This window comes from Siphonobacter curvatus (assembly GCF_002943425.1).
GTDB classification, from domain to species: Bacteria; Bacteroidota; Bacteroidia; order Cytophagales; family Spirosomataceae; genus Siphonobacter; species Siphonobacter curvatus.
This window is the reverse complement of the sequence record NZ_PTRA01000001.1, coordinates 2,575,326-2,600,391: the sequence shown is the minus strand read 5'-3', so window position 1 is coordinate 2,600,391 and position 25,066 is coordinate 2,575,326. Positions and strand designations below refer to the sequence as shown.

The following is a 25,066-nucleotide window of genomic DNA, read 5'->3' as shown; positions in this document are numbered from 1 at the left end:
AGATTTTAAAGGGGTCTGATGCGGGGTTCGTACAGCGTGCTACCGGGGCGGTGCGTCTCCACGAACTGTTCGAGTGAGACCGCGTCCGCGACGTTGAAATCCCCGATGCGGGTACGACGCAGACTTTTTAAATACGCTCCAGACTGACAGAGTACGCCGAAATCCCGGACCAGACTACGGATATACGTGCCTTTGGAACAGACAATCCGAAAATCCAGTTCAGGAAATCGGCTCTGATCAATTTCAAAGGTCGATACAGTAATAATTTTGGATTTAATTTCTGCTTCCTGTCCGCTACGAGCCAGCTCATAAGCTCGTTTCCCGTCCACTTTAACCGCAGAAAAGATCGGAGGGGTTTGGGAAATGGCTCCGGTCAATGCCTGCCGAGCCGATTCCAGGATCTGGGCTGTAATGTGTTCGATAGGATATTCCGCGTCGAATGGCGTTTCTAAATCCACCGAAGGTGTCGTTTTGCCCAGTACAAACGTACCCGTATATTCTTTTTCGGCCGCCTGATAGCTTTCAATCTGCTTGGTCATTTTTCCAGTACAGCAGATCAGCAGGCCCGTAGCCAGGGGATCGAGTGTACCGGCGTGACCAATTTTCTTGTATTGAGCTGCCCACTTCAGCTTCTTTACCACCGCAAAGGAAGTCCAGCCCAGGGGCTTATCAATCAATAGGACTTCGCCGGGGTCAGCAACCGGTTCTGTTGTTTCATTCGTCATTGCTACACTACTTCCATTTGCATACCGCTTAGCAGTAAGCCAATGATGATTAATCCCATGATGATTCGGTACCAGCCGAAAACTTTAAAGCCGTACTTCGTTAAAAAGCTAATGAAAAAGCGAATGGCCAGCATGGCGACGATAAACGCAACCACGTTTCCGATGGCAAATAGTTGCCACTGGTCGGTGGTCAGCGTATTGCCATCCATAAAGTAATCCAGCATTTTCTTACCGGTGGCGGCAAACATGGTAGGTACCGCCAAAAAGAACGAAAATTCAGCGGCGGCTTTCCGGCTAATGCCCTGACTCATACCGCCCACGATGGAAGCTCCTGAACGGGATACGCCGGGAATCATGGCGATACACTGGAAAAGACCAATTTTAAAGGCATTCCAAAGGTCAATATCTTCTGAATCATCGATGCGGGGCCGATCAAACCATTTGTCCACGAACAGCAGAATGATCCCACCAATGAGTAAGGAAACGGCTACCCCCATGGCACTTTCCAGCAGACTGTCAATGACATCACTAAGTAAAAGCCCAAATACGGCTGCCGGAATAAAGGCGACGAAAAGCTTGATATAAAACTGAATACTCCGGAAAAAACGCTTGATATACAACACCAGTACCGATAAAATGGCCCCAAACTGAATCGCAACGGTAAAGAGTTTCACGAACGGTTCTGAAGCAATTCCGGCGAAGGAAGAGTACAGAATCATGTGTCCGGTTGAAGAAATGGGAAGAAATTCAGTAAGACCTTCAATAATGGCCAGAATAATGGCGTGAAGAATGGACATGAACAGGTTGATTGATGGGAAAGGGCGGAAAGATACTAAAGAAAAGTACTAGGAACACTGGGCTCCTAGTACCGAAAAGTTAATTCTAAGAAAAACTTAAGCTTTAGGTTTCTGCAGAATAGCGTAAAACTCAATGATATAACCCACCACTACAACTAGCGGTCCGAGCGTCAGGCCCATAAAACCAAAACCAAAAGGCTCTTTATCCATATTCATAACCAAAAAGCCGACCAGAATGGTCACTACGCCAATGATCATCCACAGGTAATTGCTCCGTTGAAAAGGCATGGCCTGAGCAGGAGCGGGGCTTACGGGCGTAGCGGGAGTCGTGTAAGGATTCACGCTGGGAGCTACTTTCGTTTCTGTTGCCATAAGTTAAAATTAGTTATGAGCCACACGGGCCAGACGTATGAAAAATCACTCAATACAACCGATCTATGGAAGAACGTAAATACCGTTCCACCGATTGAAAGGTACTAATAAATCCAATGAGCATTCCTATGAAGGCTAGTGATACGGCTAAGGTAGCTAGCTTTTTCCAGTCACCCAGAAGTAGGTAAATGCCATCAATGTATTTGAAACCCAGATTGACGATAACCGCCAGTAAGCCGCAGGCAAAAAGGGCACTTAATAGCCCCTGAACAATACCCCGGTACAAAAAGGGTTTCCGAATAAATCCGTTTGTCGCCCCAACCAACTGCATACTGCGAATGGTAAATCGCTGGGAATAGAGGGCTAATTTAATGGTATTATTCACAAGTACTACAATGATAATCAGCAATAAAACCACAAAGACGGAGAGTACGAGGTAGATTTTGGTGATGTTTTTATTGACATCCTCCACAAAATTTTCCACGTACGTCGCTTCAAATACGCCCGGAATTTTTTGAAGGTCCTGCTTGATTTGTTTCAGTCCAGCTTCAGAAAAGTAATCTTCCTGGATTTTGATAAAAACGCCGTCCCGTAATGGGTTTTCACCGAGGAAATCCTTGAAGTTTTCACCCGTATCTTTAATAAACTTTTCGGCGGCTTCCTCCTTGGATACGTACGTTACCTGAGGTTTTCCCTCGCGGGTAGCTACGTAAGGCTTTGCCACAATGGTTCGCCGAATTTGTTCCGCCTGATCATTGGTCAGATCCTTGTTCAGGTATACCTGAACTTCGATATTCTGTTTGACTACCTCTGACAACTTTCGTCCCATCACCGTCAATAAACCACATAAACCCATTAGAAATAGGGCAATCGTGAGACTGACAGTAACGGTCAGATTGGGTAAGTATTTCTTTCGTCGTTGAGTAGTGGCCATACGAAACAATCAGTACAAAAATAGAGCTTTCCGAATACGAAGAGCAGCGAAACAGAGAATTTAAGGGATTTTAACGGAACCCGCGAAGCGTAAAGAACGAATACTTTACTGCTCTTAGTTACGCCGACTGATTTCATCCCGAATCTGAGCGGCTTTTTCGTACTCCTCGTTACTGAGGGCCTGATCAAGCATACGCTGCAAATCTTCCATGGAGTTATCCTTCAGTTGATCGGGGAAGGGCTTGGATTTGCTGCTACCGGTACTGGAAGGAGCCGCTGATTCAGAAGAACGTTCGCTACTACTGCCTTCGTTGGCTACGATGCCCGCTTCTGACAGTAAGTTTTCGAAGGTATAGATGGGAACGTTGAATCGCAGGCCAATGGCAATGGCATCCGAAGGGCGGGCGTCAATTACGCGTTCTTTCAGGCCATCGGTGCAAACAATCTGAGCAAAGAAAATACCTTCCCGCAAATCCGAAATGACAATTTCCGTGACTTTATAGTGAAAGCCCTGAGCAAACGACTTAAACAAATCGTGCGTCATGGGTCGGTTAGGTGTAATTTTCTCAATTTCTATGGCGATCGCCTGAGCTTCAAACATACCGATGATGATGGGTAATCGGCGGTTTCCGAATTCTTCGCCCAATATCAACGCAAATGATCCGGTCTGTGACTGACTCGGAGAAAGACCTAAAATCTCTAACTTGATTTTTTCCACTGGTATACGACCTCTATTTAGAAAGGTAGGCAAAAGTAACAAGACCCGCCGAGTTTTGGAAACCGGACGAGCCTTATTACCCGACAAAGCCCTAAAAGGACTACCAGAATGCTAACGAAAAGACTATACCAATTGTTCTCGGGCCGCTTTTGTCAGGCGGGGGAGTATGTCAAAAACGTCACCCACGATGCCATAATCGGCAGCTTTGAAGAAAGGGGCTTCCGGATCCTTATTAATTACGACAATTACTTTCGAACCATTGACCCCGGCCAGGTGCTGAATGGCTCCGGAAATACCACAGGCAATGTAGACGTTCGGGCTGACTTTCAGGCCCGTTTGCCCAATATGCTCGTGGTGCGGTCGCCAGTCCAGGTCAGATACGGGTTTGGAACAGCCGGTTGCCGCGTGCAAAGCTTCGGCTAATTCTTCGAGGGGTTTCCAATGCTCAGGCCCTTTCATCCCGCGACCCCCGGAAACAATAATGTCCGCATCCGAAAGCGAAATCTCGCCGGTTGCCTTTTCGGTTTGAATGACTTTAGCTACAAAATCAGTTTCCGGAATCGAAGGGCTAAAACTTTCGACACTGGCCGTAGCCTGACTTAATTCGGGGGAAACGACGTTTTTCTTAAGCGTCAGAATTTTTCGGCCCTCCCGCATTTCGGTAATGGCAAAGGCTTTCCCCGTGTAAATGCTATGTTTTACCCGGAATCCATTACTCGTATCGGGCAATTCGGTAACGTTTGATACCAATCCCGCTTTGAGTTTACCCGCTGAACGGGCCGCCAGCGTATCTCCTAACGACGATTTGGCAATGACAATGACGGACGCCTGTTCTACCTCGACGGCAGCGGCCAGTACACTGGCATACGCCAGGGCATTCGCTGCATTGAGCTTTTCATCGCTGACGTGCAGCACTTTCGTGACGCCATACTGACCCAGCGAAGCTAAGTCTGCTGACGTGGTACCAATGACCAGAGCCGTAGCTGAGGTCTGGAGTTCTTGAGCTACGTTAGCCCCGTAGTATAACGCTTCCAGGGAGGCCACTTTAACCTCGCCCTGATCTAATTCAGCAAAAATGAGGACGGACATAGGGAGGAATGTTTAGCGTTTAGGATAGGTTTAGTTGATTGTTGTTGATGGATAACCATTTGGGTATTGACTGGTGGCGAAGAGTAGTTCCTGGTCTTGCAGCCTATTGAATATGACATCACTGTAAGTAATTAAGATCGTCTAAACCGAATACCCCAACGAACAACCAATAACAATCAACCAAAAAACCAATTACAGCACCTTCGCTTCCGTACGAAGTAAGGTAATGAGCGTTTCGGCTTCTGCCGCCGGAATCATTTTTACGGCTCCTTTGGCTGGGGGTAGTTCGAAACGGGTGGCCTGCGTCAGGGAATCCTGACCCGTAGGCTCCACTACGTTGAGGGGTTTGGTACGGGCCGTCATGATTCCCCGCATATTAGGGATTTTCCACTCGGCAATGGGTTCCTGACAACCGAGTACCAGCGGAAGGGGAGCTTCTAGTAGTTCCTTGCCGCCTTCAATCTCTCGGGTAAGCTGGGCGGTATGGCCCGTGATCTCCAGTTTCATAACGGGCGAATAGGAGGGCAAGCCTAGCATTTCGCCGACAATGCCGTGCACCTGACCACCGTTGAAATCAATGGATTCACGACCCATGAGAATCAAGTCATAGGATTCACGCTGGGCGATGGCGGCAATTTGTTCAGCCACAAAATACGCGTCCCGGGGTTCGGCATTCACGCGGATGGCGTCGTCGGCTCCAACCGCCAGAGCCTTCCGAATGATGGGTTCGCCGTCGGCATCGCCTACGTTAAGTACGGTTACCGTACCGCCTAGTTGTTCTTTTAAATCAACGGCCCGGCTCAGGGCGTAATCGTCGTAAGGTCCGGCAATAAATTGAACGCCGGTTTTATTCAGCTTGGTGTCACCGTCGGTGAACGATATTTTCGCTGTCGTATCCGGAACGATACTGAGACAAACCAGAATTTTCATAGCTTATTTGTAATAAAAGAGGTTTTGATAGGAAACAAACACGATTCTATCGAATGCGAAGTTAAAATTGTTTTTGAATAAACGTATGCAAGCATACTAATTTATAAGAAAGATTGTATGAATCGACTCGAACAATTACTGGTGTTTTGTCAAGAAGAACCGAATGATCCCTTTAACTGGTATGCCTTAACGCTCGAATACCAGAAGTCTGACCCTCAGAAAGCAGGCGAGGGCTACGATAAATTAGTACAGGATTTCCCCGGATACGTTCCTACGTATTATCACGCGGGGCAATTCTGGGCCGAGGCGGGTGAGGAAGACAAAGCCAAAGCGATTTATGAAGCAGGCATCCATCAGGCCGAGCAGGCGAAAGACTTTCACGCTTTACGCGAACTCAAAGGAGCCTTGCAACGCTGGATGGATGAGTGGGAAATGTAAATTTGGTTGTTAGTTGATGGTTTTTAACAGTGGGTGAATAGTCTTGTATGAGTTTAAATGGTTGGTTGTTCGTAGTGGGGTCTATTTAGGCTTGCAATGATAATAATGCCTACCGAACTCTGCCTACAAACAACCAACACCTATAAACCATCAACTAAACCGAAGGATACTGCCACTGCCCCCGGTAATCGCGGCGGAGTAGTTTATTGGCTTCATCATCGTTGAGGACCAGTTCTTTCTGGCCATCCCAATTGATACTGCGACCGAGTTTATAGGACAGCATACCCAGTAGGGCCATATTAGTGGAGCGATGCCCGATTTCGATGTCGCAAACGGGGCGTTTACCCGTAGAAATACAATCAAGGAAATTACGCCAGAGTCCGGCGATATTCTGCTGATCAGGTAAATCGAGGGAAGGGTCCTGGTGGATGACGGGTTTGTTTTTGTTCGATGGGTAAAACGTCCACCCGTCCGTCCAGCCCATGTGGAAGGTACCTTCCGTGCCGTAGAAATAGCAGCCTACATTGGCTTTTTCGGCTTCGTTGCCAGCGAACAGGCGGTGTTCCCATTCCACCGTAAAATCATCAAATTTCCAGACGGCTACCTGATGGTCGGGAGCATTGGTGTCGTCGCGACGAATGGCCCGGCCACCCGTCGAGTACACCTGTTTCGGAAAGGGATCTTCGCTCCACCACAGAATCTGGTCGAGCCAGTGGATACCCCAGTCGCCCAATTGCCCATTGGCGTAATCGAGGTGTAACCGGAAACCTTTCGGATGCATACTGGCGTGATACTCGCCGAGCGGAGCGGGTCCGCACCAGAAATCCCAGTCGAGTTCTTTCGGCGGCTCCTGGGCGGGCGTTTTCTCGCCGGGGCCACCACCGTAGTGCACGAAGGCCCGTACCATGCCCACCTTGCCGGCTTTACCGGATTTCAGAAAATCCATTCCGGAAACGTTGTGGGGCGAAACCCGGCGGTGCGTACCTACCTGTACGACACAGTTGTGCTTACGGGCGGCATTAACCATCGCCCGGCCCTCCATTAGCGTATGCCCGATGGGTTTTTCCACGTACACGTGAGCCCCGGATTCGATCGCCGCAATGCAGCAGAGCGGATGCCAGTGGTCAGGAGTAGCGACAATCACAATTTCTGGTTTTTCCTTAGCCAGCATTTCGCGGTAATCGCGGTAGACCTTGGGCTGATCGCTGGTCAGTTTGCTAAGTTCCTGCTGGGCGGATTTGATCTGACGTGTATCGACATCGCACAGGGCTACTACTTTCGACTGCCCCGCCTGAACGGCACAACGCAGAATATTCATTCCCCACCAGCCCGAGCCGATCAGAGCAGTCTTGTACTTTTCGGTACGGATAAAGGACGAAAGCAGGGGCGTAGCCGAGAAGGCCAGGGAAGCTTTGGACGTGCTTTCCAGAAAAGTTCTTCGGTTCATAGAGGCTAGAGATATAAGACGAAAGCCTGAGGCTTTGAGTCAAATATACGCAGAGTGTTTGGATGAGGGAGTTCCTTGCTGCTTTTTAAGCCTCTATACCCGGTATTACCGTACCTTATACAAAGCCGTTTTCTTGAAACCTTTAAAGTAAATAGATGAATCCGCAGGCAGATCCATCGAAATGAGCCATTGATGGGGGCCTTGCTTCTGGCCAGTAATGGTACCAGACTGAACCCGAGATCCTTGAGGACCACCGATTCCACTACTCCAACCTGAAATAACGTTGGCAGTTTTTAATTCACGGGCGGTACTATAACGAAAGGACAGAAGACTCGGATCAAATTCGAAAATAATAACCGGAGAACCACAATCGTAGCAATTCTTTAAATCATGATCGTCAGCGTTATAATATGCTACGTAGGTAGGAGCTTTCTCAAGAATAAGAAATCTACTACGACGAAGAGTATCGGGGCCCAAAAGATCAATATAATGATTAGGTAATATAGTATACGTTTCTTTAGGTAAATTCTCTTTGGATTGACAACCCAGAAACAGGATAGATAAGATCAGTAGTCCGAACCAGTTCTTCATACGTAAAAAGGTTTGTGTGGTTGAGTACATAAGTCTGACTTAAAGTCTGTTCCTTTAAAAAGCTTGCGTGATCGTTTTTAACGTATAGGCGAGCTTCATGCATTACAGAACTTTTCCAGTCTACAAATGACCCCATCCAAACCACTGGCGTTGGAATGACAAAACTTTAATTTCTGCAACTCAGTCCATCTGTTCAATCAACCGTTTGAAAAGCTGACTCAAATGCGGTTCCGCTTTCGCCGCAGCGGCCAGTATTTCGGAGAGTTTAGCTTCTTTCAACGTTTCAGGAATACACAAATCCGTGATTACGGAGCAGGCGAACACCCGCATGCCCATTTGTCGGGCCACCAGTACTTCGGGTACGGTACTCATTCCCACGGCGTCTGATCCCAGTTGACGTAACAGACGGTACTCGGCTTTACTTTCGAGTTGCGGTCCCTGTACGCTGGTATACACGCCCGTATGCGGCGGCAGACCGAGGTCATTGAGAATCGTTTTCGCTTGTTGAATCCACACGGCATCGTAGGGAGCACTCATATCCGGGAAACGGGGACCGAACTCCGGTGGGTTGAACCCCCGCAACGGACTTTCGGGTAGAAACAGAGCAATATGGTCGTCGATGATCATCAGATCGCTGGTACGGAAGGCCGGGTTCAGGCCGCCCGCCGCATTGGAAACGAATAAATGCCGAATGCCCAGGGCGTGCATTACCCGAACTGGGAAGGTCACCTGCTGCATGGAATACCCTTCGTAATAGTGAAAGCGTCCCTGTAAACAAACCACCGACTGGCTCGCTAGCGTACCTAGTAGTAGCTTACCCGAATGGGACTCGACAGTGGACAAAGGAAAGTGCGGAATCTGATCATAAGGAATCGCTCCAAGAACCTGTACTTCACTGGCCAGATGGCCCAGACCCGTACCCAAAATGATCCCTAACGTAGGGTGAAAATCAGGAAATTGATTGCGGATGGCCTGACTGGCCTCCTGAATGGTTTCGAGCGTCATAGAATGGAGTAAAGGGTTTCTGCGAAGATAGTACGAGCCCTGACTAAAAAAACTTGCCCGCATTTTATCTCTTATTTTTACTCGAACCCCATAAAATCAACTCATCTTTGCGTCGTTTTTAATTACACTTTTTACCCATTCATGATGCCACGTACCAGAGGGATGCGTAATAATCGCCTTGTTTTTCTTTTGTTTTTAATCGGAATCGGTCTGGTTCTGAGGTATTGTAATAAGCCGCATCCGCTCGAAATGATCAAGGCGGATTTCTACGAGCTGGTTGGCATTAAGAAACCCAGACGTTCTTCTACGGCTGATTCAAACGAAGAAAGAACCGACCGTCGGAAACGCTCGTCGGATGAGTCGTATGATTCAGAAGCCAGCGACAGTCAGGAGAATACGGGTTCGGCTTCTACTTCTTTGGGAAGCCTGGAGGACTACCTGCCCGCTTACGACAAAAACGCCCAGATCATTCGCCGGAGAGGCTACATTCTTGATTATGAGGAACCGTACGAGCAAGCCGCGTGGGTGGTTCATTTTCTGTTGAATAAGAAAGGAAATGCCCGCCGGGCGGATAGTTTTCAGCCCGATCCGCTGGTAGAAACGAAAACGGCTTTACCAAACGATTACACCAATACGGGTTACGATCGTGGACACCTGGCTCCGGCGGGTGATTTCAACTACGATCAAAAGCTGAAAAATGAAAGCTTCTACATGAGTAATATGTCGCCGCAGGCCCATGATTTCAATACGGGCATTTGGAGCCATATCGAGCAACGGGTACGCAGCTGGACCAAGAAACGCGGAGATCTGGTCATTGTAACGGGACCCGTACTACGCAAAGGATTGCCGACTATTGGTAAGAGTACTGACATCGCCGTACCCGAATATTATTACAAGCTCATTTATGATCCGAAGCGACAGGAAGCTATTGCCTTTTTAATCGGGAATAAAGGCTGGGTAAACGTCAATATGCAGGATTTCACGACCTCTATTGATGAAGTGGAAAAGAAAACGGGTATCGATTTCTTCGCGAAATTACCCAAGGCACAACAGGCCAAATTCGAAGCCCAGCACGATGTGAAAGCCTGGTTTAGTCGGGAGAAATAGGAGGGAGGGCCTAGCACAAAAAAAGGTACGGATGCGAGTCCGTACCTTTTTTTGTGCCAGGCCACTAGGTTTTCATCTTTTTCTTCTTGGCCGCCGGGAAGAGAATGTTATTCAAAATGAGGCGATAGCCGGGTGAAGTCGGATGGAGGTTCAAGTCCGTGGGTTCTTCGCCCACTTCGTGCCGGTAATCCTCCGGATCGTGACCGCCGTAAAAGGTCCAGAAGCCTTTGCCGTACGTACCGTGGATGTAGCGAGCCTCGCCAACCGAACGATTTTCGCCCAGGACCTGTACTTCTGGTTTGATGAATTCTTTCTTAAAAGCCGTCGTCTGACCCATGAATCCTTTGATCGTCGTTTCGTGGTTTTGCGTAAGCATGGTAGGTACGGCGTCCCATTTGGCGGAGAATTGAAACAACTGGAAGTAATCGTTCGACTCCATCAATCGACGTTCGTCGGGCTGACTATCGATGGTCGAAAACTCAATCTGATACGGGTCCAGAATCACTTTAAAATCCTTAAATGCGAACGTTTGAGAAAAATCCAGTTTCTGGTTGATGTTCGGGTCCGCGGGTGTACCATCATAGAATGCATCCACAAAATCGACTCCATTAGCAGCCAAAGCCACATCATAGGTATCCGTAGCGTTACACATGGCAAACATATAGCCCCCACCGGATACAAATTCCTGAATCTTTTTAGCTACGTTAAACTTCAGTTGAGGAATCGTTTGTAAGCCGTACTTGCTAGCGGTTTGCTGACCTTCCCGTTTCTGGGTTTGGTAATAAGGATAGTTTCGGTGTTGCCAGAATTTGCCCATCTGGCCCGTAAAGTCTTCGTGGTGCAGGTGTAGCCAGTCGTAAGTCGGCAGCTTTCCACTCATAACCTCGTCGTCATAGACGGTCTCGTAAGGAATTTCGGCATAGGTCAGTACCAGCGTTACGGCGTCGTCCCAGGGCTGACTAACCTTCGGACTATATACGGCAATTTTTGGGGCTTTCTGGAGTTTGACTACGTCCATATTGACGTCGGGTTGTTGCAATTCCTGCCGGATTTGCTGAGCCTGCCCATCCGAAATGACTTCGTAGGAAATACCCCGAATGACCAGCTCATTCTGAAATTTCTGGTTTTCGGGAAACATGAAACTTCCACCCCGGTAATTCAACAGCCACTCTACTTCCGTTTCGTAGTTTTTCAGAACCCAATAGGTCAATCCATAGGCTTTCAGGTGATTTTTCTGGGACTCGTCCATCGGAATCAGGATTTGAGAGGCCCGTACTGAACCGCAAACCAGCAGGAAAAGGATAAACGGAAGGATTAGTCGTTTCATTGGTGCAGTAATTTTCAAAAACAGCCACGAACTTTGATCAGTAGTTTGAAAGTAACGTTAGGATCAGCCGTATTGATCTGTTTAGTGAAATTTTAATCGTCCAATCTAGGATGATTCATGAACAGTTGAATCCTCAATTTAATCAATTTTTTCAGAATCAAAGTCGCTAAAATTGCGGACCAGTACGAGGAGCTTCAACGAGATTAGTTACCTTAATTCATGGATTTTCTTGAGAACATACGCGAAGGCCTGCGTTCGATCCGTACTAATCTGCTTCGGACCGTACTGACCTCGCTCATCATTGCCGTTGGAATCAGTAGTTTGGTTGGAATCCTGACGGCGATTGATGGCATCCAAAGTAGTATTGATAATAGCTTTGCCGGACTGGGAGCGAACACGTTTGATATAACGGAAGGCGAAGAAATGGGCATTCGGATCGGTGGACGCCGTCGAAAAGTGTTTGGCCCCATTCTGTACCGGGAAGCCCAGGAGTACAAGCAACGCTTTGGTTTTGGGGCCACAGTATCCCTGTCGACCATGGTTACGGGAACTGCCCAAATCAAATATGAGAGCAAGAAGAGTAATCCCAATGTGTCGGTTACGGGCGTGGATGAAAATTTCTTTGCCGTGAAAAGTTACAAGATTCAGGACGGGCGTAATTTTTCGGCTAACGATATTTCCAATTCAACCAAAGTAGCTATTCTGGGAGCAGAGATTGCCACGAATTTGTTTGGGACGACCAAGCCAGTCGGAAAGGAAATCAGTGTGCTGGGTTCGAAATTCAGGATTGTCGGTTTACTGGAACGAAAGGGTAATCTCACCGGTGGCGGGGACGATCGCCAAGTGTTCATTCCTATCGAAACGGCTCGTCAGCTGGCGGGTACCCGCAGTTTGTCCTTTGGCATTACTACCAGCGTACCCGGCCTGAACCGGGTGGAGCTGCTCATGGACGAAGCCCGAGGCCTGATGCGACTCATCCGTAAAGATGCCATTACGCAGGAAGATTCCTTTCAGGTTGAACGAGCCGATGCCGTATCCCAGAATTTCAAGGAAATTAACGAGCAATTGACCCTGGGCGGTCTTGGGATTGGCTTCATCACCTTGCTGGGTGCCAGTATTGCTCTGATGAACATTATGCTGGTGTCGGTTACCGAACGTACGCAGGAAATTGGTATACGTAAATCGCTGGGAGCGACGCCCAAACGCATTCGTCAGCAGTTCTTAATTGAGGCTATCGTCATCTGCGTATTGGGTGGACTGGCCGGACTAGTACTGGCTTTGGTCTTTGGTAACGTAGTTTCACAACTGATCAGTCAAGGTACCGCCAGTTTCATTGTTCCCTGGGGTTGGATGATCATTGGCATTGTCGTCTGTGTGATCGTCGGTTTACTCTCTGGATTTTATCCCGCCTGGAAAGCCTCCCGCCTCGACCCGATTGAGGCCCTGCGATATGAATAAGGCCGAAGCTGCAAGCCATTTTAAACGTTTGGACGTCAGCTGGTTCTGAAAAAAGCAAAAAGTTTTCTCTGGAAAACTTGCCAAAGGGCCTTTTCAAGGTGTATACTTGCACTCCCAAACGCGAATACGCGAGTTGCCCAGATGGCGGAATCGGTAGACGCGATGGTCTCAAACACCATTGTCTTCACGGACATGCCGGTTCGACTCCGGCTCTGGGTACTGGTCATCCCTCTTAGTTGCTTGCTCGGCAGGTAGTTAAGAGGGATTTTTGCTTTTTCAATGAAACGTTATTCAACTAGTTTCAAAAGTTGAAACGGGAGAAGGAATTGCCCTTCCCCACACACAGTAGCTTTTGATGGTCCGATTACTGCGGATTTTCTCAAAAGGTTGGCGTATGATTTTCAATTCGGTCCTGGGTGGAACGGGGAAGGGCCGAAAAGAAGTCAAGGCCCGTTAGTCCTTCCAGTTGCCGAACCGATAGCTGCCAGCGTCGCCAACCCGTACCGGCAACGTCCTGAGAATTGGGCATATCAACGGCAATCACTTCGATCGACTCCTTTTCCAGGCGAGCGTAATCATTGTCGCCTTCGGGCATAATCAGAATCACTTTCCAGCAGCGACCAGGCACGCTTACTTTCCCTTTGGCAATCGTCGTGGCTGATCCGTTGGAGCCTTTACCACCCGCTCCATAGCCACCCGCGTAGAGGTAGGCCTCGTAACCTAATTTTACTTTGGTCCGACAATACTCCTCTACATCATTCCAGATTCCCCGGTTTAAACTAGGGGCCTGAGGAATCATGTTCGACATGACAAACGTAGCGGAGTTGGCGGTCTGCGTAGCCGTTCGATCGCCCGATGGACACAGGTGGCCACGGTCAAATCCACTATTGGTATAATCGGTAGGTTTGATCAGAGGAAAGTTACGGGGTAAATCCTCGTCGGGTCTGAAATCATCCTGACGATCAGCAGTACCTAAATCACTGCTTTGCAGATGCCAGCTTACCCACCGGGCTACTCCTTTGGCAGGCTGGTAAGAAACAACAAACGCCGGTTTGTAGAGCAAGTACTCCGAACTATCATTGGGTAAATTCCCTGACTGTCGGGACGGAAGCCCCAGGTAAGCTTGTAACGGCAGTGTACGGTCATTTGTGGGTGCAACCAGAGGCTTTCTGCTACAGGAATCTGCCAGTAGCAAAAAGGCGAAAAGTAGAGAATAAAGGGACGTTTTACTGACGGTTCGAAAGAGCGGAAATATATAAATTCAAGGATGTATCAGACGGAATTCAACGACGAATATAAATGGATTCTATCGTTTAAAAGCTGTACTATAGCCTAGATCAGGGTATAAAATAGAAACCAACTTTTGCTTAGCACTGGCTTACTTAGCATTAGGGCTGTGGAGTTGAAATGAACGCTTTCTCATCCAACATCACTGCAACCCCCTAAAAAACTAGGGTACAGATCTAATAGAATTAAGCCTTTTGTCGTATATTTATATCCGTTACATTTGTGTCGTCTCGATTACAGAAAAGCTGTATAGAAATCTCTACTATCAGACCGGTGGGGCTTTCTAGTTAATATACCTTCATTCTCTCCAATCATCCAGGGAATGATTCAAGTGATTATGAGTTTCCACTATAGAAAGACCTTGTTGAGGAAGTAGTGTGTTTGTTTTAATCTGAGTTTTTTATCCACCTACCTATATGTATCCAAGTAAGGCTTCTTCTGAAGAATCGGAGGAAGCTTTATTTTTTGTGTCCATACAGTACTTCGTTAGGAGAATAAACCGCTTAATCAACCTTATAGACCAGTACTCTCAACAAAAGACTTAAATTCATTCCTTTTTGGGCGAAGCAGTGCTTGTGGTAAAGCAAAGGCTACTACCTGATACAGAAGACAAAATTCAGAGCAAAAACGAGAAGCGAGAGGGTTTGGAAATAAAACTCCCAATACCTTGCGATATCGGGAGCAAGTAGCTCAAAGCTACATGCCTTTTCTCACGAGTAGTGGCGGTCAATCGTGAAGCGTATGGCGGAACGCTTACTATGGCTCAAGTATAGAGCTTTTTTCTGGGTTTTCAGTAAAGCAGTAATAAAAAATTGCTCAATACTTCCGTAAGAAGAGTTCTTATTACTCTCTTTTTCAGAAGAATCATCTAAACAGGGTTCAACTTCTGAGGTGACGAATTGATCTACGCTTTTTCATGGTTAATCTTAAACCTGCCATAATCGAAAAGAAGAGGAGTAGTTTCGTCCGGAAAGATAAACAAGCGTATGTTCCGACTTCTATTGGCTTTGCTCTGCTTAAGCATAGGGGCTGCTTTTGCCCAGAAAAAGAAAATCTCAGAAGCTCCCTATTTCCCAACGGCTCAGCAGTGGGAACATCGAACGCCGCAGGAATTCGGACTGGATGCCGCCCGGATGCAGGAAGCCGTAGCGTTTGCGAAGGCCAATGAAAGTAAAAATCCCCGTAGCATGGAGCAATCCCATTACCAAAGCTTTGGGAAAGAGCCGTACGGTTTTGCGATTGGCCCTTTTGCCGAACGGGGCGAACCTACCGGACTTATCATCTATAGAGGATACCTGATTGCAAACTGGGGGGAGCCGCTGCGTTGCGATATGACGCACAGCGTTACGAAAAGCTTCCTTTCTTCCGTCGTTGGTTTGGCCGTTGATCAAGGACTGATTCGTAGTGTACACGACACCGTAGCTCCTTACGTACCTCCCATTGAAGTCTATGGCCAACCTCTCTTACGACCCGCGGACGAACTAGGTCAACCGGAATTACTGCGGCCCTTTGATACACCTCATAACCGTACGATTACCTGGGACCACCTGCTTCGGCAAACGAGCGATTGGGAAGGTACCCTCTGGGGCAAACCCGAATGGGCAGATCGCCCGGCCGCTCAGTCCTCCGAGTGGTTGAACCGGAAACGACACACGCCGGGTAGTGTCTACGAATACAATGATGTTCGGGTAAATGCATTGGCTCTGGCGGCTACGAGTATATGGCGAAAACCGCTCCCCGAAGTGCTCAAAACCCAGATCATGGACCCGATTGGTGCATCCAATACCTGGCGGTGGACGGGGTACCGAAACGCCTGGATCGTACTCGACGGTCAGCCCGTACAATCTGTAAGCGGAGGAGGCCACTGGGGAGGGGGAATGTTCATCAATGCTTACGATATGGCTCGCTTCGGCTTACTGACCTTGCATAAGGGCCGCTGGAAGGATCGGCAGCTCCTCTCGGAAAACTGGGTAAGTCAGGCCCGCACGCCCACGACTGCTCAGCCTACCTATGGTTACATGAACTGGTTTCTGAATACGGAGGGCAAGTATCTGCCCAGTGCTCCGGTTACGGCATTCACGCACGTAGGTAACGGAACAAACATTATCTACGTTGATCCTGAACACGAGCTGGTGGTAGTTGCTCGCTGGATTGATCAGAAAGCCCTGGATGGATTTATTAAGAAAGTACTGGAAGCTTTTCCGAAGAAGTAAAATAAGAATCCGAAAATGTCGATTTACTGCTAAGGCGACATTTTCGGACGAGCATTCCTGGGTGCCCTATCAAGTAACAAAGTCTGATTCACTCTGGGACATTTCCAGACTACGATTACTTTGTCTTCAGTTCTTGCATGTATTCCTGAATGATTAACGTGTCTCCTTGTTGCATCCGGGAAGGATAAGTCTCGTCAAAGGCTGCAACAGAACCCCGAATCGCTTGCTGATAACCTTGACGTTTGTAGAAGCTACAAAGTATAGGTAAATGAATGACATTGTATGTACCGGAAGCATTTATAATATGTACCTTACTTGTAGTGGATGGAGCTACATGCGGCACTGCCGCTTTTTTATTGACATAGTCGGGATAGAAAGTTTCGTATAGGTTTCCATTGATAGGGGATAAAGAGCTTTCGGGTAAGTAAGATTCATGCAATGGGGCACTCGTGAAGGTGAACCTATTGCCCTGATGCGTCACGAAGTAATTTACCTGACCTAACCGTAAAGAGTCTTTCGTTAAAAAAGTAAAAATAATTTCGTCGGACGTAGCCGATGAATAGGAAAGGTAATCCTTCCGGGTTTGCGGATCAGGCTTCGACGGGTTAGGGAAATTTCCATTACCCAAAAAAGAACCTATAGGCTGTCCGGGTAAAAGTGCAAACGGTTGGGATGTAGTATCGTTTAAAAACTGATTAATGATAGCCTGATCCAGAATTTCTTTTTTATCATAGAATAGTCTCACTTTACCTACAGGTCTTACTGAAGACTTTGTCAAAGTTTTAGGAAACGAAAAGAGTTCTTCTCTGCCTTTGGCACAAGAGCTAAAAAGAAAAAGCGACAGGAGAAAAAAGAGCGTGAAATTAGATACCCGAAACATACGAAAAACTGTGAATCGCTTATAAAATATAATGTATTAATCTATTGTCTTTCCAAAGGTAGAGCTTCCTTACTCAGAGTTTAATATTTGTTGATTTTTCATACGTTTCAGATAAACCGTCTCCCTTCCCTGGAGTACTTCCTCGGGAATTCCCTGAACGTCAAAGACTTTGTCCCAACTTCGCTCGTAACAATGGGCCGCATCCGGGAAATGAATGGATACTTCCAGGGCATTCTGGTAAAAACTTTTCGGCTTTTGTTGAATAATTTCCCGATGAATGATGAACTGAGCCCCCAGTACGAAGGTATACCGTTCCGGACCATCCGTACCTAATACTTTTTGGTGAAATCCTTTTAAATCCAGCCCGCGACCATCCTCGTTTTTACTCCAGGTTTGAAAGAGCCGCCGGCCCTCCCAATCATCCGTATCAATCAGGTGTCCCAACCATTCAAAAGGTCGGATGGGTTCTGAATTACTGGCTATTTTTCGGAGGGTCGCGTGAAAGTCGTAGGCGTGGTCAAAGGGCTTCCCCTGGCTAAAAACCGTGATTTCAGCCAGCGAATCGTACCGTTCAACGATATGATGCAGGTAGGTGTGTGCTTCCCGTCCTTCGTTAGGCAGAAGAATCCCGGCAGACTCCGTATGAGCTGAATCTTTGTGATACAGCCTTCGGTGAATGGCGGGCGGGACTTTCCGCAGCCAGTTAAGATTTTCCTGGTAATGAGCAACTACTAATTCGTATAACATGCGACAAAAATACGGCTATGGAAAAGGGGTGGCATTGCTTTTTTTAACTACTAGGCATATCCATAACCACTAAACAATACAATCATGTTTAATCGCCATAACGAAAAACACGCGGGTACTAACTTAGGTACAGCTGCCAACGATACGAACTTAGCCAACAATCAAGGATCTTCGGCCGAAGCAGGTCATAACAGCACCATTACGCAGCCCATCGAAAAACCCGTGGGTGGTCCTTATGATCCGGAACAGGATGCCGATACTATTGAACGCGATACAGAAGAAGAACCAGCCTACGGCGAAGATGCCAACAAAACACAGGCTTTCTTGAACGACGCAAATGCAACCCATGATCGGAAATACAAGGATCTGGAAGAACGTTATCCAGAAGACGACGAACTCGCTGGCGACCAAGCTCGCCCCGAACGTGATATTCCTTTAGTATAATCTGATTATAAAAAAAGAGCCCGAATCATTCGGGCTCTTTTTTTATACCTTGACCTGAGGAAAATTGAGTATTGCCGAACAAGACCTGGAAAGATTGAGGTCTTATTTCCATGAAAAAATATATTTTTTCATGGAAAAATGCTGTGGCATGAATGTTTGACATGGCTTACTGACGAGTAATCGTCTGCTATGCAACAAAACCTCAATTATTTAAATCATGATGAATCAATCAAACTCGCAGCAGGGCAACCAACAAGGTGGCCAGCAGCAACAGGATCGCAACCAAGGCAACCAACAATCGCAACAGTCTGGACAATCCGGGGGCCGTCAACAAGGCATGGATCGGGAAAACATGCAGCAAGATGATATGACCCGTCGCCAGGGACAAAATCAAGATCAAAATCGGGACCGGGAGCAAAGCCGCCAGTCCGATCAGGTATAAACCGTAATTGAATTAACCCCTATGAAAAAAGCCACCCATAGAGGTGGCTTTTTCCGTATAGAGGATCGATCCTTACAGAATGTAACGGTTGATCAGGTTCTCCAGGTATTCCTGACGACCTGAACGAACTTCGGGCTCGCCCAGTTCGATCGCCAGATCACGTAGATCCGCCAGACCGAGCGTACCGTTTTCAAATTCCTTGCCTTTGCCTGAATCGAAGCTAGCGTAGCGATCCGCACGAATTTGCTTGTACTCCGAAGAAGTCAGGATCTGATCGGCAATGATCATGGCTTTAGCAAATACGTCCATGGCTCCAATGTGAGCATAGAATAAATCAGCGGGGTCCGTGGAGTTCCGACGACGCTTCGCATCGAAGTTCACACCACCACCCTGTAATCCGCCGCCTTCCAGAATCACCAGCAGGGATTCCGTCAGTTCATAAATATCGTTCGGGAATTGATCCGTATCCCAACCATTTTGGTAATCACCCCGGTTCGCATCGATACTACCCAGCAGACCGGCGTCTACAGCCACTTGCAATTCGTGAGCGAAAGTATGACCGGCCAGCGTAGCATGGTTTACTTCCAGGTTCAGCTTGAAATCGTCCATCAAACCGTACTGACGCAGGAAACCGATCACCGTAGCCGCATCGTAATCGTACTGGTGCTTCGTTGGTTCCATCGGCTTAGGTTCGATGAAGAACGTTCCTTTAAAGCCTTTACTACGAGCGTAATCTTTCGCTACGTGTAAGAAACGAGCCAGGTGTTCCTGCTCGCGTTTCATATCCGTATTGAGCAGGGTCATGTACCCTTCACGACCGCCCCAGAATACGTAGTTTTCACCACCCAGAGCAATCGTTGCGTCGATCGCCGCTTTCACCTGAGCACCACCGTGAGCCAGCACTGCAAAATCAGGGTTGGTAGCGGCACCGTTCATATACCGAACGTGTGAGAACAGGTTGGCCGTACCCCAAAGCAACTTCGCACCTGACTGCTCCATTTTGGGTTTCACATAATCCACCCAAGCTTGCAGGCGAGCTTCGAATTCTTCAACATTGGGCGTATAATCCGCTACGTCTACGTCATGGAAGCAGAAGTAGGGCAGGCCCAGTTTGGTAAGAAATTCAAAAGCAGCATCCGCTTTATCTTTCAGGCGTTGAATGGGGTCCGCTGCCTGATCCCAGGGGTGCAGGTGCGTTGCTGAGCCAAAGGGATCAGAACCATCGCCACTGAGGGTATGCCAGTACGCCATGCCAAACTTGAAATGTTCTTTCAGCGTTTTTCCCGCGACAACACGGTTTTCATCGTACCAACGGAATGCCAACGGATTCATGGATTCCGGACCTTCGTACTTGATTTCCCCGATGCCCGGGAAATATTCCTTTTCGCCTAGTAAAACGGCCATTGTAAAAGCGTTTAAAAAGTGAGTAATGAATGAGTGTATGGTTTCAATGCGGCGAATCATTCGCCAATAGCTACTGCAAATATTTTTTTAATAGCGAAAGCCAGTTCGCGTAAAATTCCTGATACTGATCCGCCTGCGATGCATTCGGTTCTACTGTAGCGACTTTCGTTAAACGACTAAAGGCTTCTTTGGGAGCCTGGAAGTAGCCCAGACCAACGCCTGCTCCGAGAGCCGCCCCTTTAGAGCCGTCAGTGTCGTACAGCTCCACGGGCGTTTGAGTAACGTTTACGAATGATTCCGTAAAAACATCACTCAAGAACATATTGGCTTTACCCGCCCGTACTACCTTGGCCGGGCTTCCCATGGTAGCCATGATATCCATCCCATATTTAAGCGAAAAAGCAATGCCTTCCTGTGCCGCCCGGAACACGTGACTTCGCGTGTGGTAATTGAAATCTAACCCAGAAATGGTACTGGAAACCGTACGATTTTCCAGTACGCGTTCGGCTCCATTCCCAAAAGGAAGGATCTGTACCCCCTGACTGCCCGCCGGCACGGTGGCAGCTAGTTCGTTGAGCTGGCTGTAGGTTAAACCGGAGCCAAACTGATCGCGTACCCAGCGATTCAGAATCCCCGTACCGTTGATGCACAGCAGAATACCCAGTCGCGTCTGGTCATCCCGCTGGTGGTTGACGTGAGCGAAGGTATTAACGCGGTTCTGAGAATCGTATTTGACCTGATCGGTTACCGCGTATACTACGCCGGAAGTACCCGCCGTCGCCGCAAATTCACCGGGATCGAGCACGTTTAGGGAAAGAGCATTATTCGGCTGATCCCCGGACTTGTACGTAACCGGAATACCTGCTTTCAGACCCAGTAAATCGGCAATGGAGCTTTTCACTTCTCCGTGTACAGAAAACAAAGGATGCAGTTCGGGTAAAATCGATTTGGGAAAGCCAAAGGCATCCAGTACATCTTCGGAAACCTGATTCGACTGAAAATCCCAGAAAATACCTTCCGACAACGCCGAGTTAGAGGTCGTAATGGAACCCGTCAGCATCATCGCGATGTAATCGCCGGGCAACATAATCTGGTAAATACTACCGTAGATTTTGGGTTCATTGGCTTTCACCCAAGCCAGCTTGGCGGCCGTGAAATTACCGGGCGAGTTGAGCAAATGACTCAGGGCTTTTTCCGAGCCTATTTTTTGAAAGGCAGCTTCTCCGTAGGAAACAGCCCGGCTATCGCACCAAATGATAGAAGGCCGGAGTACCTGTTCATTCCGATCTACGACAACTAGCCCGTGCATCTGATAGGCAATACCGATGGCCCCGATGTCTTTGGGGTTATAAGCTCCCGTTGCATTGGCTTTCAGAATCGCCTGTTGCACGCAATTCCACCACATGGCCGGGTCCTGTTCGGCAAAGCCCGGCTGGGGCGTAGAGATGGGATTTTCGAGATCAGGGTACGAAGCCGAAGCCACAACCTGCTGACTATCGGCGTCTACAACCGAGACTTTAATCGAAGAGGTACCTACGTCAATTCCTAGAAGAAGCATGTGTTAGCAGAGAAATATAATGCAAGATGTGTCAGATTGACAATATTGACAAATCTTCTAATGGAAAACCTTATTTTATTTCTTGGAAAATTGCAAAAAATACTAGTAATATACTGACAATCAGTGATGTGTATTCGTATTAAATTCTTTATAAAAGGACAGGATTTCATTGATGAAGTTTTAATAAGGCAAGAAAATTAATCGCAAAGGGAAGGATTTGACGAAATTAAAAAATCCGCAGAAATCACTTCTAGGGCTGGTGGAAAGCCTCAACTTTTAATAGCTTTGATTCACTGAGTTTAAACCTTCTTTTGTGCACTATGGGTATTTTTGATTTCATCCGAAATGAATTTATCAATGTCATTGAATGGGTCGACGATACGTCGGATACCATCATCTGGAAATTTCCCGACAAGGGCAATGACATTAAATATGGGGCTCAACTGACCGTACGCGAAAGTCAGGTAGCCATTTTCATGAATGAGGGTCAGATTGCCGACGTGTTCCAGCCCGGACGACACGAGCTGACGACGGCCAACATGCCCATTCTGACGACACTGCGGTCTTGGAAATACGGGTTTGAATCGCCCTTCAAGGTGGACGTGTACTTTGTGAACACGAAACAGTTTACTAACCTGAAGTGGGGTACGGCCAACCCGATCATCGTTCGTGATGCTGAATTCAAGCAGGTACGGATTCGAGCTTTTGGTACGTATACGTTCCGGGTGAATGAAGCGAAAAAGTTTCTCAAGGAATTTTCCGGTACCAATCCGCAGGTACGGGTAGGCGATATTGAAGAACAGTTGCGTTCAGCGATCTTCTCCAAATTCTCCGATGCCATTGCCGAAGCCAATGTTTCGGTACTGGATCTGGCCCGTAACTATACGGAACTGGGGGAAAAGCTGCTACCGTTACTGGGGAACGACTTCGATCAGTACGGTCTCCAGATTGTGAAGTTCTACATCGAAAACACGTCTTTACCTCCCGAAGTAGAAGCCTTCCTCGACAAGACCACACAAATGAATATGGTCGGGGATATGGCCCGTTTCCAGCAGTTTCAGGCGGGGATGTCCATCGAAAAGGCGGCGGAAAACTCGGGTACGGCGGCCAGTATCGTAGGGATGAACCTGGGCGGCATGATGGCCGGAGCAGTAGCTCCTGCTTCACAGCCCGCTCAACCGACTCAGTCGAAGGAAGACATTATGGGTTTACTCAAACAACTAGGCGATCTGAAAGCCGCCGGTATTTTAACGGAAGAGGAGTTCACGGCTAAAAAAGCGGAATTACTGGCAAAACTGTAAGGGTTCTCTTCAGTTGTAAGCAACACAAAAGCCCCGAAAGACCATTCTTTCGGGGCTTTTGTGTTGCTAGAACAAACGGCTCCAGGCGAAGCGGATGAGTAGTAACACGCCCACAAAGCCTATCAGTAAGTATGCAAACGGAACGTACGTAACGGCGTAAAAATGCAGCCGATCCAGAAAAAACAGCACCCCGATTAGAGCGGCAATGAGGGTCAGAAACCCTGACAATTTACCAAAACCGGGAACGTACGAAAACGGAATTTTTTGCCGGATCATCCAGAGGGTAGCTCCCATGCTAATCATCGGTAAGACCTGCGTAATCAGGTTCATCGTCCAGACGCTCTGTCGTTCAAAGAGAAAAAGATAGATATTCAGCGTGAAAGCAAAGACCCCCGGAATGGCCGCCGCGTAAACCAGTACAGTATACGCATATTTCCACCGCAAAATCTCCTCCGGCGTTCGCCCCGACCAGAGATTAACCAGTAAGGCCAGCAATGGAATACACATCAATACTAAGGCGAAAGGCCCCGGCTGCTGAGAAACGGATCGGAACAAATCCTGAAGCGTCATGGATAGAGGGTGGAAGGGGTTTTAGTAGGTTTGAAAAGTTTAAGGTTTGAATAATGTTTGAGTAGTATGACAAGGTTTAAAAAAGTTCGAGGGTTTGAAAGGGCAGTATACTACCAACGTAAATTCCAAACCTGTTTCAAAACCCTAGAGGGGTTTAATACGAATAGCCAGGGGTCAAACCCCTGGCCACCTTCAAACTTTTTAAACGATCAAACGTAACGCAATCTTTTTTCAAATTACTTCGGCAAATCCAGCAGGAAGCCGATCGTAAAGTTGGCATCCCAGTCGAATACGAATTTTTCACAACCCGTACCATCCGCAATGGCTTTGTAGATATTCAAACCAGCCCGGGTTTTAGCATTGTCGAGTTTGTAGGCGTCGGCAGTATCCAGTACGGTATACCGCTCTTTACCTTTACGAACCGCTTTCGCCAGCTCGAATGGCACACCACCAATGATGAAGCAGGTTTTACGATGACTACTTGGTATTTGCTTGGCTTTGGCTTTCACTTCGTCGTAAACCGTATTATCGCTTTTCCCTTCCTGAAAATACTTGGAACCGTAGCTTTCCAGAGCCGATGTTTTATTTCCTTCTTTCCAGGAGATCTTCGTATTACCCGATCCAATGTCTACCACGAAAGCCGAGTCATAAAACTCAGTCGGAAGTACACTTCGCAGGGCCAGTTTACCTTCCTGTTCTGCTGAGACGGTGTTCACAAAGTAATTGAGCGACTTTAGTACGCGGATGATGCGTTGAGTCACGTCCGCCTTGACGGCTCCTGAACTCACCACAAAGTGGATATCACGACCACCCACGCCGAAGTCGAGCATCCCGCCGATGTACTTTTTCAGACCGGCCCGTACGTCGTCGTCGGTAGCCATGTTTTCAATGACCAAACTGTTGCCAAACTCAGCTTTTTCGAGTTTCCAGTTTTTCTGATCGTCTATCCGAATAATGAAGGAGTTAAATCCGCTGGCTCCCAATTCTACGACGCCCTTCAGCGTACCACCCTGGGGTACCGGAGCTTCGTAATCGAAACTGGGCTTGTTGGATTGCGTGGCCGAGGAGGAAGTTGTGGTAGTTTGTTCCTCATCAACCCCTTCGGAGGAGGCACTTTCGGAACCTTCGTTCGAGGAGCGGCTGGTCGTTTCCTCCGTATTTTCCTTGCGAAGCGATTTGAGTAAATCAACTCCGCCTACGTACTTAAAGCCAAAGTAAATGGCTGCCAGGATAAGGGCGGTAATGAGCAGTCGGCCCGTTACGGTGAGTCGTTGCATATGAAT

Annotated in this window: 25 protein-coding genes and 1 tRNA gene; 8 read left to right on the top strand and 18 right to left on the bottom strand. The window is 47.8% G+C overall.

Features of this window, described 5'->3' with window-relative positions:
* Window positions 1-5: 5 nt before the first annotated feature.
* The 7 genes from truB to C5O19_RS10760 form a co-directional block, all read right to left on the bottom strand.
* Complete coding sequence (gene truB / locus C5O19_RS10790; protein ID WP_104712023.1) at window positions 6-725, bottom strand: tRNA pseudouridine(55) synthase TruB; 720 nt, start codon at window positions 723-725, stop codon at window positions 6-8.
* 2 nt (window positions 726-727) lie between these two features.
* On the bottom strand, window positions 728-1,522 hold the full coding sequence (locus C5O19_RS10785) for an undecaprenyl-diphosphate phosphatase (protein WP_104712022.1): 795 nt from the start codon (window positions 1,520-1,522) through the stop codon (window positions 728-730).
* Between the two features lie 96 nt (window positions 1,523-1,618).
* On the bottom strand, window positions 1,619-1,894 hold the full coding sequence (locus C5O19_RS10780) for a DUF3098 domain-containing protein (protein ID WP_104712021.1): 276 nt from the start codon (window positions 1,892-1,894) through the stop codon (window positions 1,619-1,621).
* 49 nt (window positions 1,895-1,943) lie between these two features.
* Window positions 1,944-2,828, bottom strand: a complete 885-nt coding sequence (locus C5O19_RS10775; RefSeq protein WP_094816984.1) for a cell division protein FtsX — start codon at window positions 2,826-2,828, stop codon at window positions 1,944-1,946.
* Window positions 2,829-2,942: 114 nt separating this feature from the next.
* A complete protein-coding gene (locus tag C5O19_RS10770; protein WP_094816985.1) occupies window positions 2,943-3,545 on the bottom strand; it encodes a bifunctional nuclease family protein in 603 nt (200 codons plus the stop codon).
* Window positions 3,546-3,668: 123 nt separating this feature from the next.
* Window positions 3,669-4,634, bottom strand: coding sequence for an electron transfer flavoprotein subunit alpha/FixB family protein (locus C5O19_RS10765; RefSeq protein ID WP_104712020.1), 966 nt, complete (start codon window positions 4,632-4,634; stop codon window positions 3,669-3,671).
* A 192-nt stretch (window positions 4,635-4,826) separates the two neighbouring features.
* A complete protein-coding gene (locus C5O19_RS10760) occupies window positions 4,827-5,564 on the bottom strand; it encodes an electron transfer flavoprotein subunit beta/FixA family protein (RefSeq protein WP_102202402.1) in 738 nt (245 codons plus the stop codon).
* A gap of 117 nt (window positions 5,565-5,681) precedes the next feature.
* On the opposite strand from C5O19_RS10760, the gene C5O19_RS10755 reads away from it, so the two are divergent.
* The gene (locus C5O19_RS10755) at window positions 5,682-6,002 is read left to right on the top strand and encodes a tetratricopeptide repeat protein (protein WP_104712019.1); all 321 of its coding nucleotides are present in this window, start codon (window positions 5,682-5,684) and stop codon (window positions 6,000-6,002) included.
* A gap of 154 nt (window positions 6,003-6,156) precedes the next feature.
* Here C5O19_RS10755 and C5O19_RS10750 read toward each other — a convergent pair whose 3' ends face one another.
* The 3 genes from C5O19_RS10750 to C5O19_RS10740 all read right to left on the bottom strand — a co-directional run bounded on the left by C5O19_RS10750 (window position 6,157) and on the right by C5O19_RS10740 (window position 9,045).
* Window positions 6,157-7,449, bottom strand: coding sequence for a Gfo/Idh/MocA family protein (locus C5O19_RS10750; RefSeq protein ID WP_104712018.1), 1,293 nt, complete (start codon window positions 7,447-7,449; stop codon window positions 6,157-6,159).
* A gap of 105 nt (window positions 7,450-7,554) precedes the next feature.
* Complete coding sequence (locus C5O19_RS10745; protein ID WP_104712017.1) at window positions 7,555-8,040, bottom strand: hypothetical protein; 486 nt, start codon at window positions 8,038-8,040, stop codon at window positions 7,555-7,557.
* Between the two features lie 180 nt (window positions 8,041-8,220).
* Window positions 8,221-9,045 carry a purine-nucleoside phosphorylase gene (locus C5O19_RS10740; RefSeq protein WP_104712016.1) on the bottom strand — a complete coding sequence of 275 codons (825 nt, stop codon included), beginning with the start codon at window positions 9,043-9,045 and terminating at the stop codon, window positions 8,221-8,223.
* Between the two features lie 141 nt (window positions 9,046-9,186).
* On the opposite strand from C5O19_RS10740, the gene C5O19_RS10735 reads away from it, so the two are divergent.
* Window positions 9,187-10,152: a DNA/RNA non-specific endonuclease gene (locus C5O19_RS10735; protein ID WP_104712015.1), complete on the top strand. Its 966-nt coding sequence runs from the start codon at window positions 9,187-9,189 to the stop codon at window positions 10,150-10,152.
* A 64-nt stretch (window positions 10,153-10,216) separates the two neighbouring features.
* On the opposite strand, the gene C5O19_RS10730 is transcribed toward C5O19_RS10735, so the two are convergent.
* Entirely contained in the window at window positions 10,217-11,479 is a 1,263-nt protein-coding gene (locus C5O19_RS10730; RefSeq protein ID WP_104712014.1) for an asparagine synthetase B, read from the bottom strand.
* A 219-nt stretch (window positions 11,480-11,698) separates the two neighbouring features.
* Here C5O19_RS10730 and C5O19_RS10725 point away from each other — a divergent pair, with 219 nt between their 5' ends.
* Together C5O19_RS10725 and C5O19_RS10720 are read left to right on the top strand one after the other, a co-directional pair.
* Complete coding sequence (locus tag C5O19_RS10725) at window positions 11,699-12,937, top strand: ABC transporter permease (RefSeq protein ID WP_104712013.1); 1,239 nt, start codon at window positions 11,699-11,701, stop codon at window positions 12,935-12,937.
* 135 nt (window positions 12,938-13,072) lie between these two features.
* Window positions 13,073-13,156, top strand: a tRNA-Leu gene (locus C5O19_RS10720).
* A gap of 160 nt (window positions 13,157-13,316) precedes the next feature.
* On the opposite strand, the gene C5O19_RS10715 is transcribed toward C5O19_RS10720, so the two are convergent.
* Window positions 13,317-14,132 carry a DNA/RNA non-specific endonuclease gene (locus tag C5O19_RS10715; RefSeq protein ID WP_262509718.1) on the bottom strand — a complete coding sequence of 272 codons (816 nt, stop codon included), beginning with the start codon at window positions 14,130-14,132 and terminating at the stop codon, window positions 13,317-13,319.
* 1,078 nt (window positions 14,133-15,210) lie between these two features.
* Here C5O19_RS10715 and C5O19_RS10710 point away from each other — a divergent pair.
* Window positions 15,211-16,437: a serine hydrolase domain-containing protein gene (locus C5O19_RS10710; RefSeq protein ID WP_104712011.1), complete on the top strand. Its 1,227-nt coding sequence runs from the start codon at window positions 15,211-15,213 to the stop codon at window positions 16,435-16,437.
* 115 nt (window positions 16,438-16,552) lie between these two features.
* On the opposite strand, the gene C5O19_RS10705 is transcribed toward C5O19_RS10710, so the two are convergent.
* A complete protein-coding gene (locus C5O19_RS10705) occupies window positions 16,553-17,317 on the bottom strand; it encodes a hypothetical protein (RefSeq protein WP_104712010.1) in 765 nt (254 codons plus the stop codon).
* A 69-nt stretch (window positions 17,318-17,386) separates the two neighbouring features.
* Window positions 17,387-18,064, bottom strand: a complete 678-nt coding sequence (locus tag C5O19_RS10700) for a DUF3431 domain-containing protein (RefSeq protein ID WP_104712009.1) — start codon at window positions 18,062-18,064, stop codon at window positions 17,387-17,389.
* 84 nt (window positions 18,065-18,148) lie between these two features.
* Here C5O19_RS10700 and C5O19_RS10695 point away from each other — a divergent pair, with 84 nt between their 5' ends.
* Window positions 18,149-18,508, top strand: coding sequence for a hypothetical protein (locus C5O19_RS10695; protein ID WP_104712008.1), 360 nt, complete (start codon window positions 18,149-18,151; stop codon window positions 18,506-18,508).
* 217 nt (window positions 18,509-18,725) lie between these two features.
* Window positions 18,726-18,950 carry a hypothetical protein gene (locus C5O19_RS10690; RefSeq protein WP_104712007.1) on the top strand — a complete coding sequence of 75 codons (225 nt, stop codon included), beginning with the start codon at window positions 18,726-18,728 and terminating at the stop codon, window positions 18,948-18,950.
* Window positions 18,951-19,022: 72 nt separating this feature from the next.
* On the opposite strand, the gene xylA is transcribed toward C5O19_RS10690, so the two are convergent.
* Together xylA and C5O19_RS10680 are read right to left on the bottom strand one after the other, a co-directional pair.
* The gene (xylA, locus tag C5O19_RS10685) at window positions 19,023-20,354 is read right to left on the bottom strand and encodes a xylose isomerase (RefSeq protein WP_094812981.1); all 1,332 of its coding nucleotides are present in this window, start codon (window positions 20,352-20,354) and stop codon (window positions 19,023-19,025) included.
* 70 nt (window positions 20,355-20,424) lie between these two features.
* Complete coding sequence (locus tag C5O19_RS10680) at window positions 20,425-21,912, bottom strand: xylulokinase (RefSeq protein ID WP_104712005.1); 1,488 nt, start codon at window positions 21,910-21,912, stop codon at window positions 20,425-20,427.
* 320 nt (window positions 21,913-22,232) lie between these two features.
* Here C5O19_RS10680 and C5O19_RS10675 point away from each other — a divergent pair, with 320 nt between their 5' ends.
* Window positions 22,233-23,213 carry an SPFH domain-containing protein gene (locus C5O19_RS10675; RefSeq protein ID WP_104712003.1) on the top strand — a complete coding sequence of 327 codons (981 nt, stop codon included), beginning with the start codon at window positions 22,233-22,235 and terminating at the stop codon, window positions 23,211-23,213.
* Between the two features lie 66 nt (window positions 23,214-23,279).
* Here the strand turns inward: C5O19_RS10675 and C5O19_RS10670 are convergent, their stop codons facing one another.
* Complete coding sequence (locus tag C5O19_RS10670; protein WP_104712001.1) at window positions 23,280-23,783, bottom strand: hypothetical protein; 504 nt, start codon at window positions 23,781-23,783, stop codon at window positions 23,280-23,282.
* 236 nt (window positions 23,784-24,019) lie between these two features.
* A complete protein-coding gene (locus tag C5O19_RS10665) occupies window positions 24,020-25,060 on the bottom strand; it encodes an acetate and sugar kinases/Hsc70/actin family protein (protein ID WP_104711999.1) in 1,041 nt (346 codons plus the stop codon).
* Window positions 25,061-25,066: the final 6 nt, after the last annotated feature.

Coding starts and splice junctions, on each gene's coding strand:
- C5O19_RS10780 (WP_104712021.1), bottom strand. CDS start 1,894: ATGGCAACAGAAACGAAAGTAGCTCCCAGCGTGAATCCTTACACGACT.
- C5O19_RS10735 (WP_104712015.1), top strand. CDS start 9,187: ATGATGCCACGTACCAGAGGGATGCGTAATAATCGCCTTGTTTTTCTT.
- C5O19_RS10730 (WP_104712014.1), bottom strand. CDS start 11,479: ATGAAACGACTAATCCTTCCGTTTATCCTTTTCCTGCTGGTTTGCGGT.
- C5O19_RS10775 (WP_094816984.1), bottom strand. CDS start 2,828: ATGGCCACTACTCAACGACGAAAGAAATACTTACCCAATCTGACCGTT.
- C5O19_RS10765 (WP_104712020.1), bottom strand. CDS start 4,634: ATGTCCGTCCTCATTTTTGCTGAATTAGATCAGGGCGAGGTTAAAGTG.
- C5O19_RS10695 (WP_104712008.1), top strand. CDS start 18,149: ATGTTTAATCGCCATAACGAAAAACACGCGGGTACTAACTTAGGTACA.
- C5O19_RS10700 (WP_104712009.1), bottom strand. CDS start 18,064: ATGTTATACGAATTAGTAGTTGCTCATTACCAGGAAAATCTTAACTGG.
- C5O19_RS10675 (WP_104712003.1), top strand. CDS start 22,233: ATGGGTATTTTTGATTTCATCCGAAATGAATTTATCAATGTCATTGAA.
- C5O19_RS10690 (WP_104712007.1), top strand. CDS start 18,726: ATGATGAATCAATCAAACTCGCAGCAGGGCAACCAACAAGGTGGCCAG.
- C5O19_RS10670 (WP_104712001.1), bottom strand. CDS start 23,783: ATGACGCTTCAGGATTTGTTCCGATCCGTTTCTCAGCAGCCGGGGCCT.
- C5O19_RS10785 (WP_104712022.1), bottom strand. CDS start 1,522: ATGTCCATTCTTCACGCCATTATTCTGGCCATTATTGAAGGTCTTACT.
- C5O19_RS10710 (WP_104712011.1), top strand. CDS start 15,211: ATGTTCCGACTTCTATTGGCTTTGCTCTGCTTAAGCATAGGGGCTGCT.
- xylA (WP_094812981.1), bottom strand. CDS start 20,354: ATGGCCGTTTTACTAGGCGAAAAGGAATATTTCCCGGGCATCGGGGAA.
- C5O19_RS10725 (WP_104712013.1), top strand. CDS start 11,699: ATGGATTTTCTTGAGAACATACGCGAAGGCCTGCGTTCGATCCGTACT.
- C5O19_RS10705 (WP_104712010.1), bottom strand. CDS start 17,317: ATGTTTCGGGTATCTAATTTCACGCTCTTTTTTCTCCTGTCGCTTTTT.
- C5O19_RS10750 (WP_104712018.1), bottom strand. CDS start 7,449: ATGAACCGAAGAACTTTTCTGGAAAGCACGTCCAAAGCTTCCCTGGCC.
- C5O19_RS10740 (WP_104712016.1), bottom strand. CDS start 9,045: ATGACGCTCGAAACCATTCAGGAGGCCAGTCAGGCCATCCGCAATCAA.
- C5O19_RS10745 (WP_104712017.1), bottom strand. CDS start 8,040: ATGAAGAACTGGTTCGGACTACTGATCTTATCTATCCTGTTTCTGGGT.
- C5O19_RS10665 (WP_104711999.1), bottom strand. CDS start 25,060: ATGCAACGACTCACCGTAACGGGCCGACTGCTCATTACCGCCCTTATC.
- C5O19_RS10680 (WP_104712005.1), bottom strand. CDS start 21,912: ATGCTTCTTCTAGGAATTGACGTAGGTACCTCTTCGATTAAAGTCTCG.
- C5O19_RS10755 (WP_104712019.1), top strand. CDS start 5,682: ATGAATCGACTCGAACAATTACTGGTGTTTTGTCAAGAAGAACCGAAT.
- truB (WP_104712023.1), bottom strand. CDS start 725: ATGACGAATGAAACAACAGAACCGGTTGCTGACCCCGGCGAAGTCCTA.
- C5O19_RS10760 (WP_102202402.1), bottom strand. CDS start 5,564: ATGAAAATTCTGGTTTGTCTCAGTATCGTTCCGGATACGACAGCGAAA.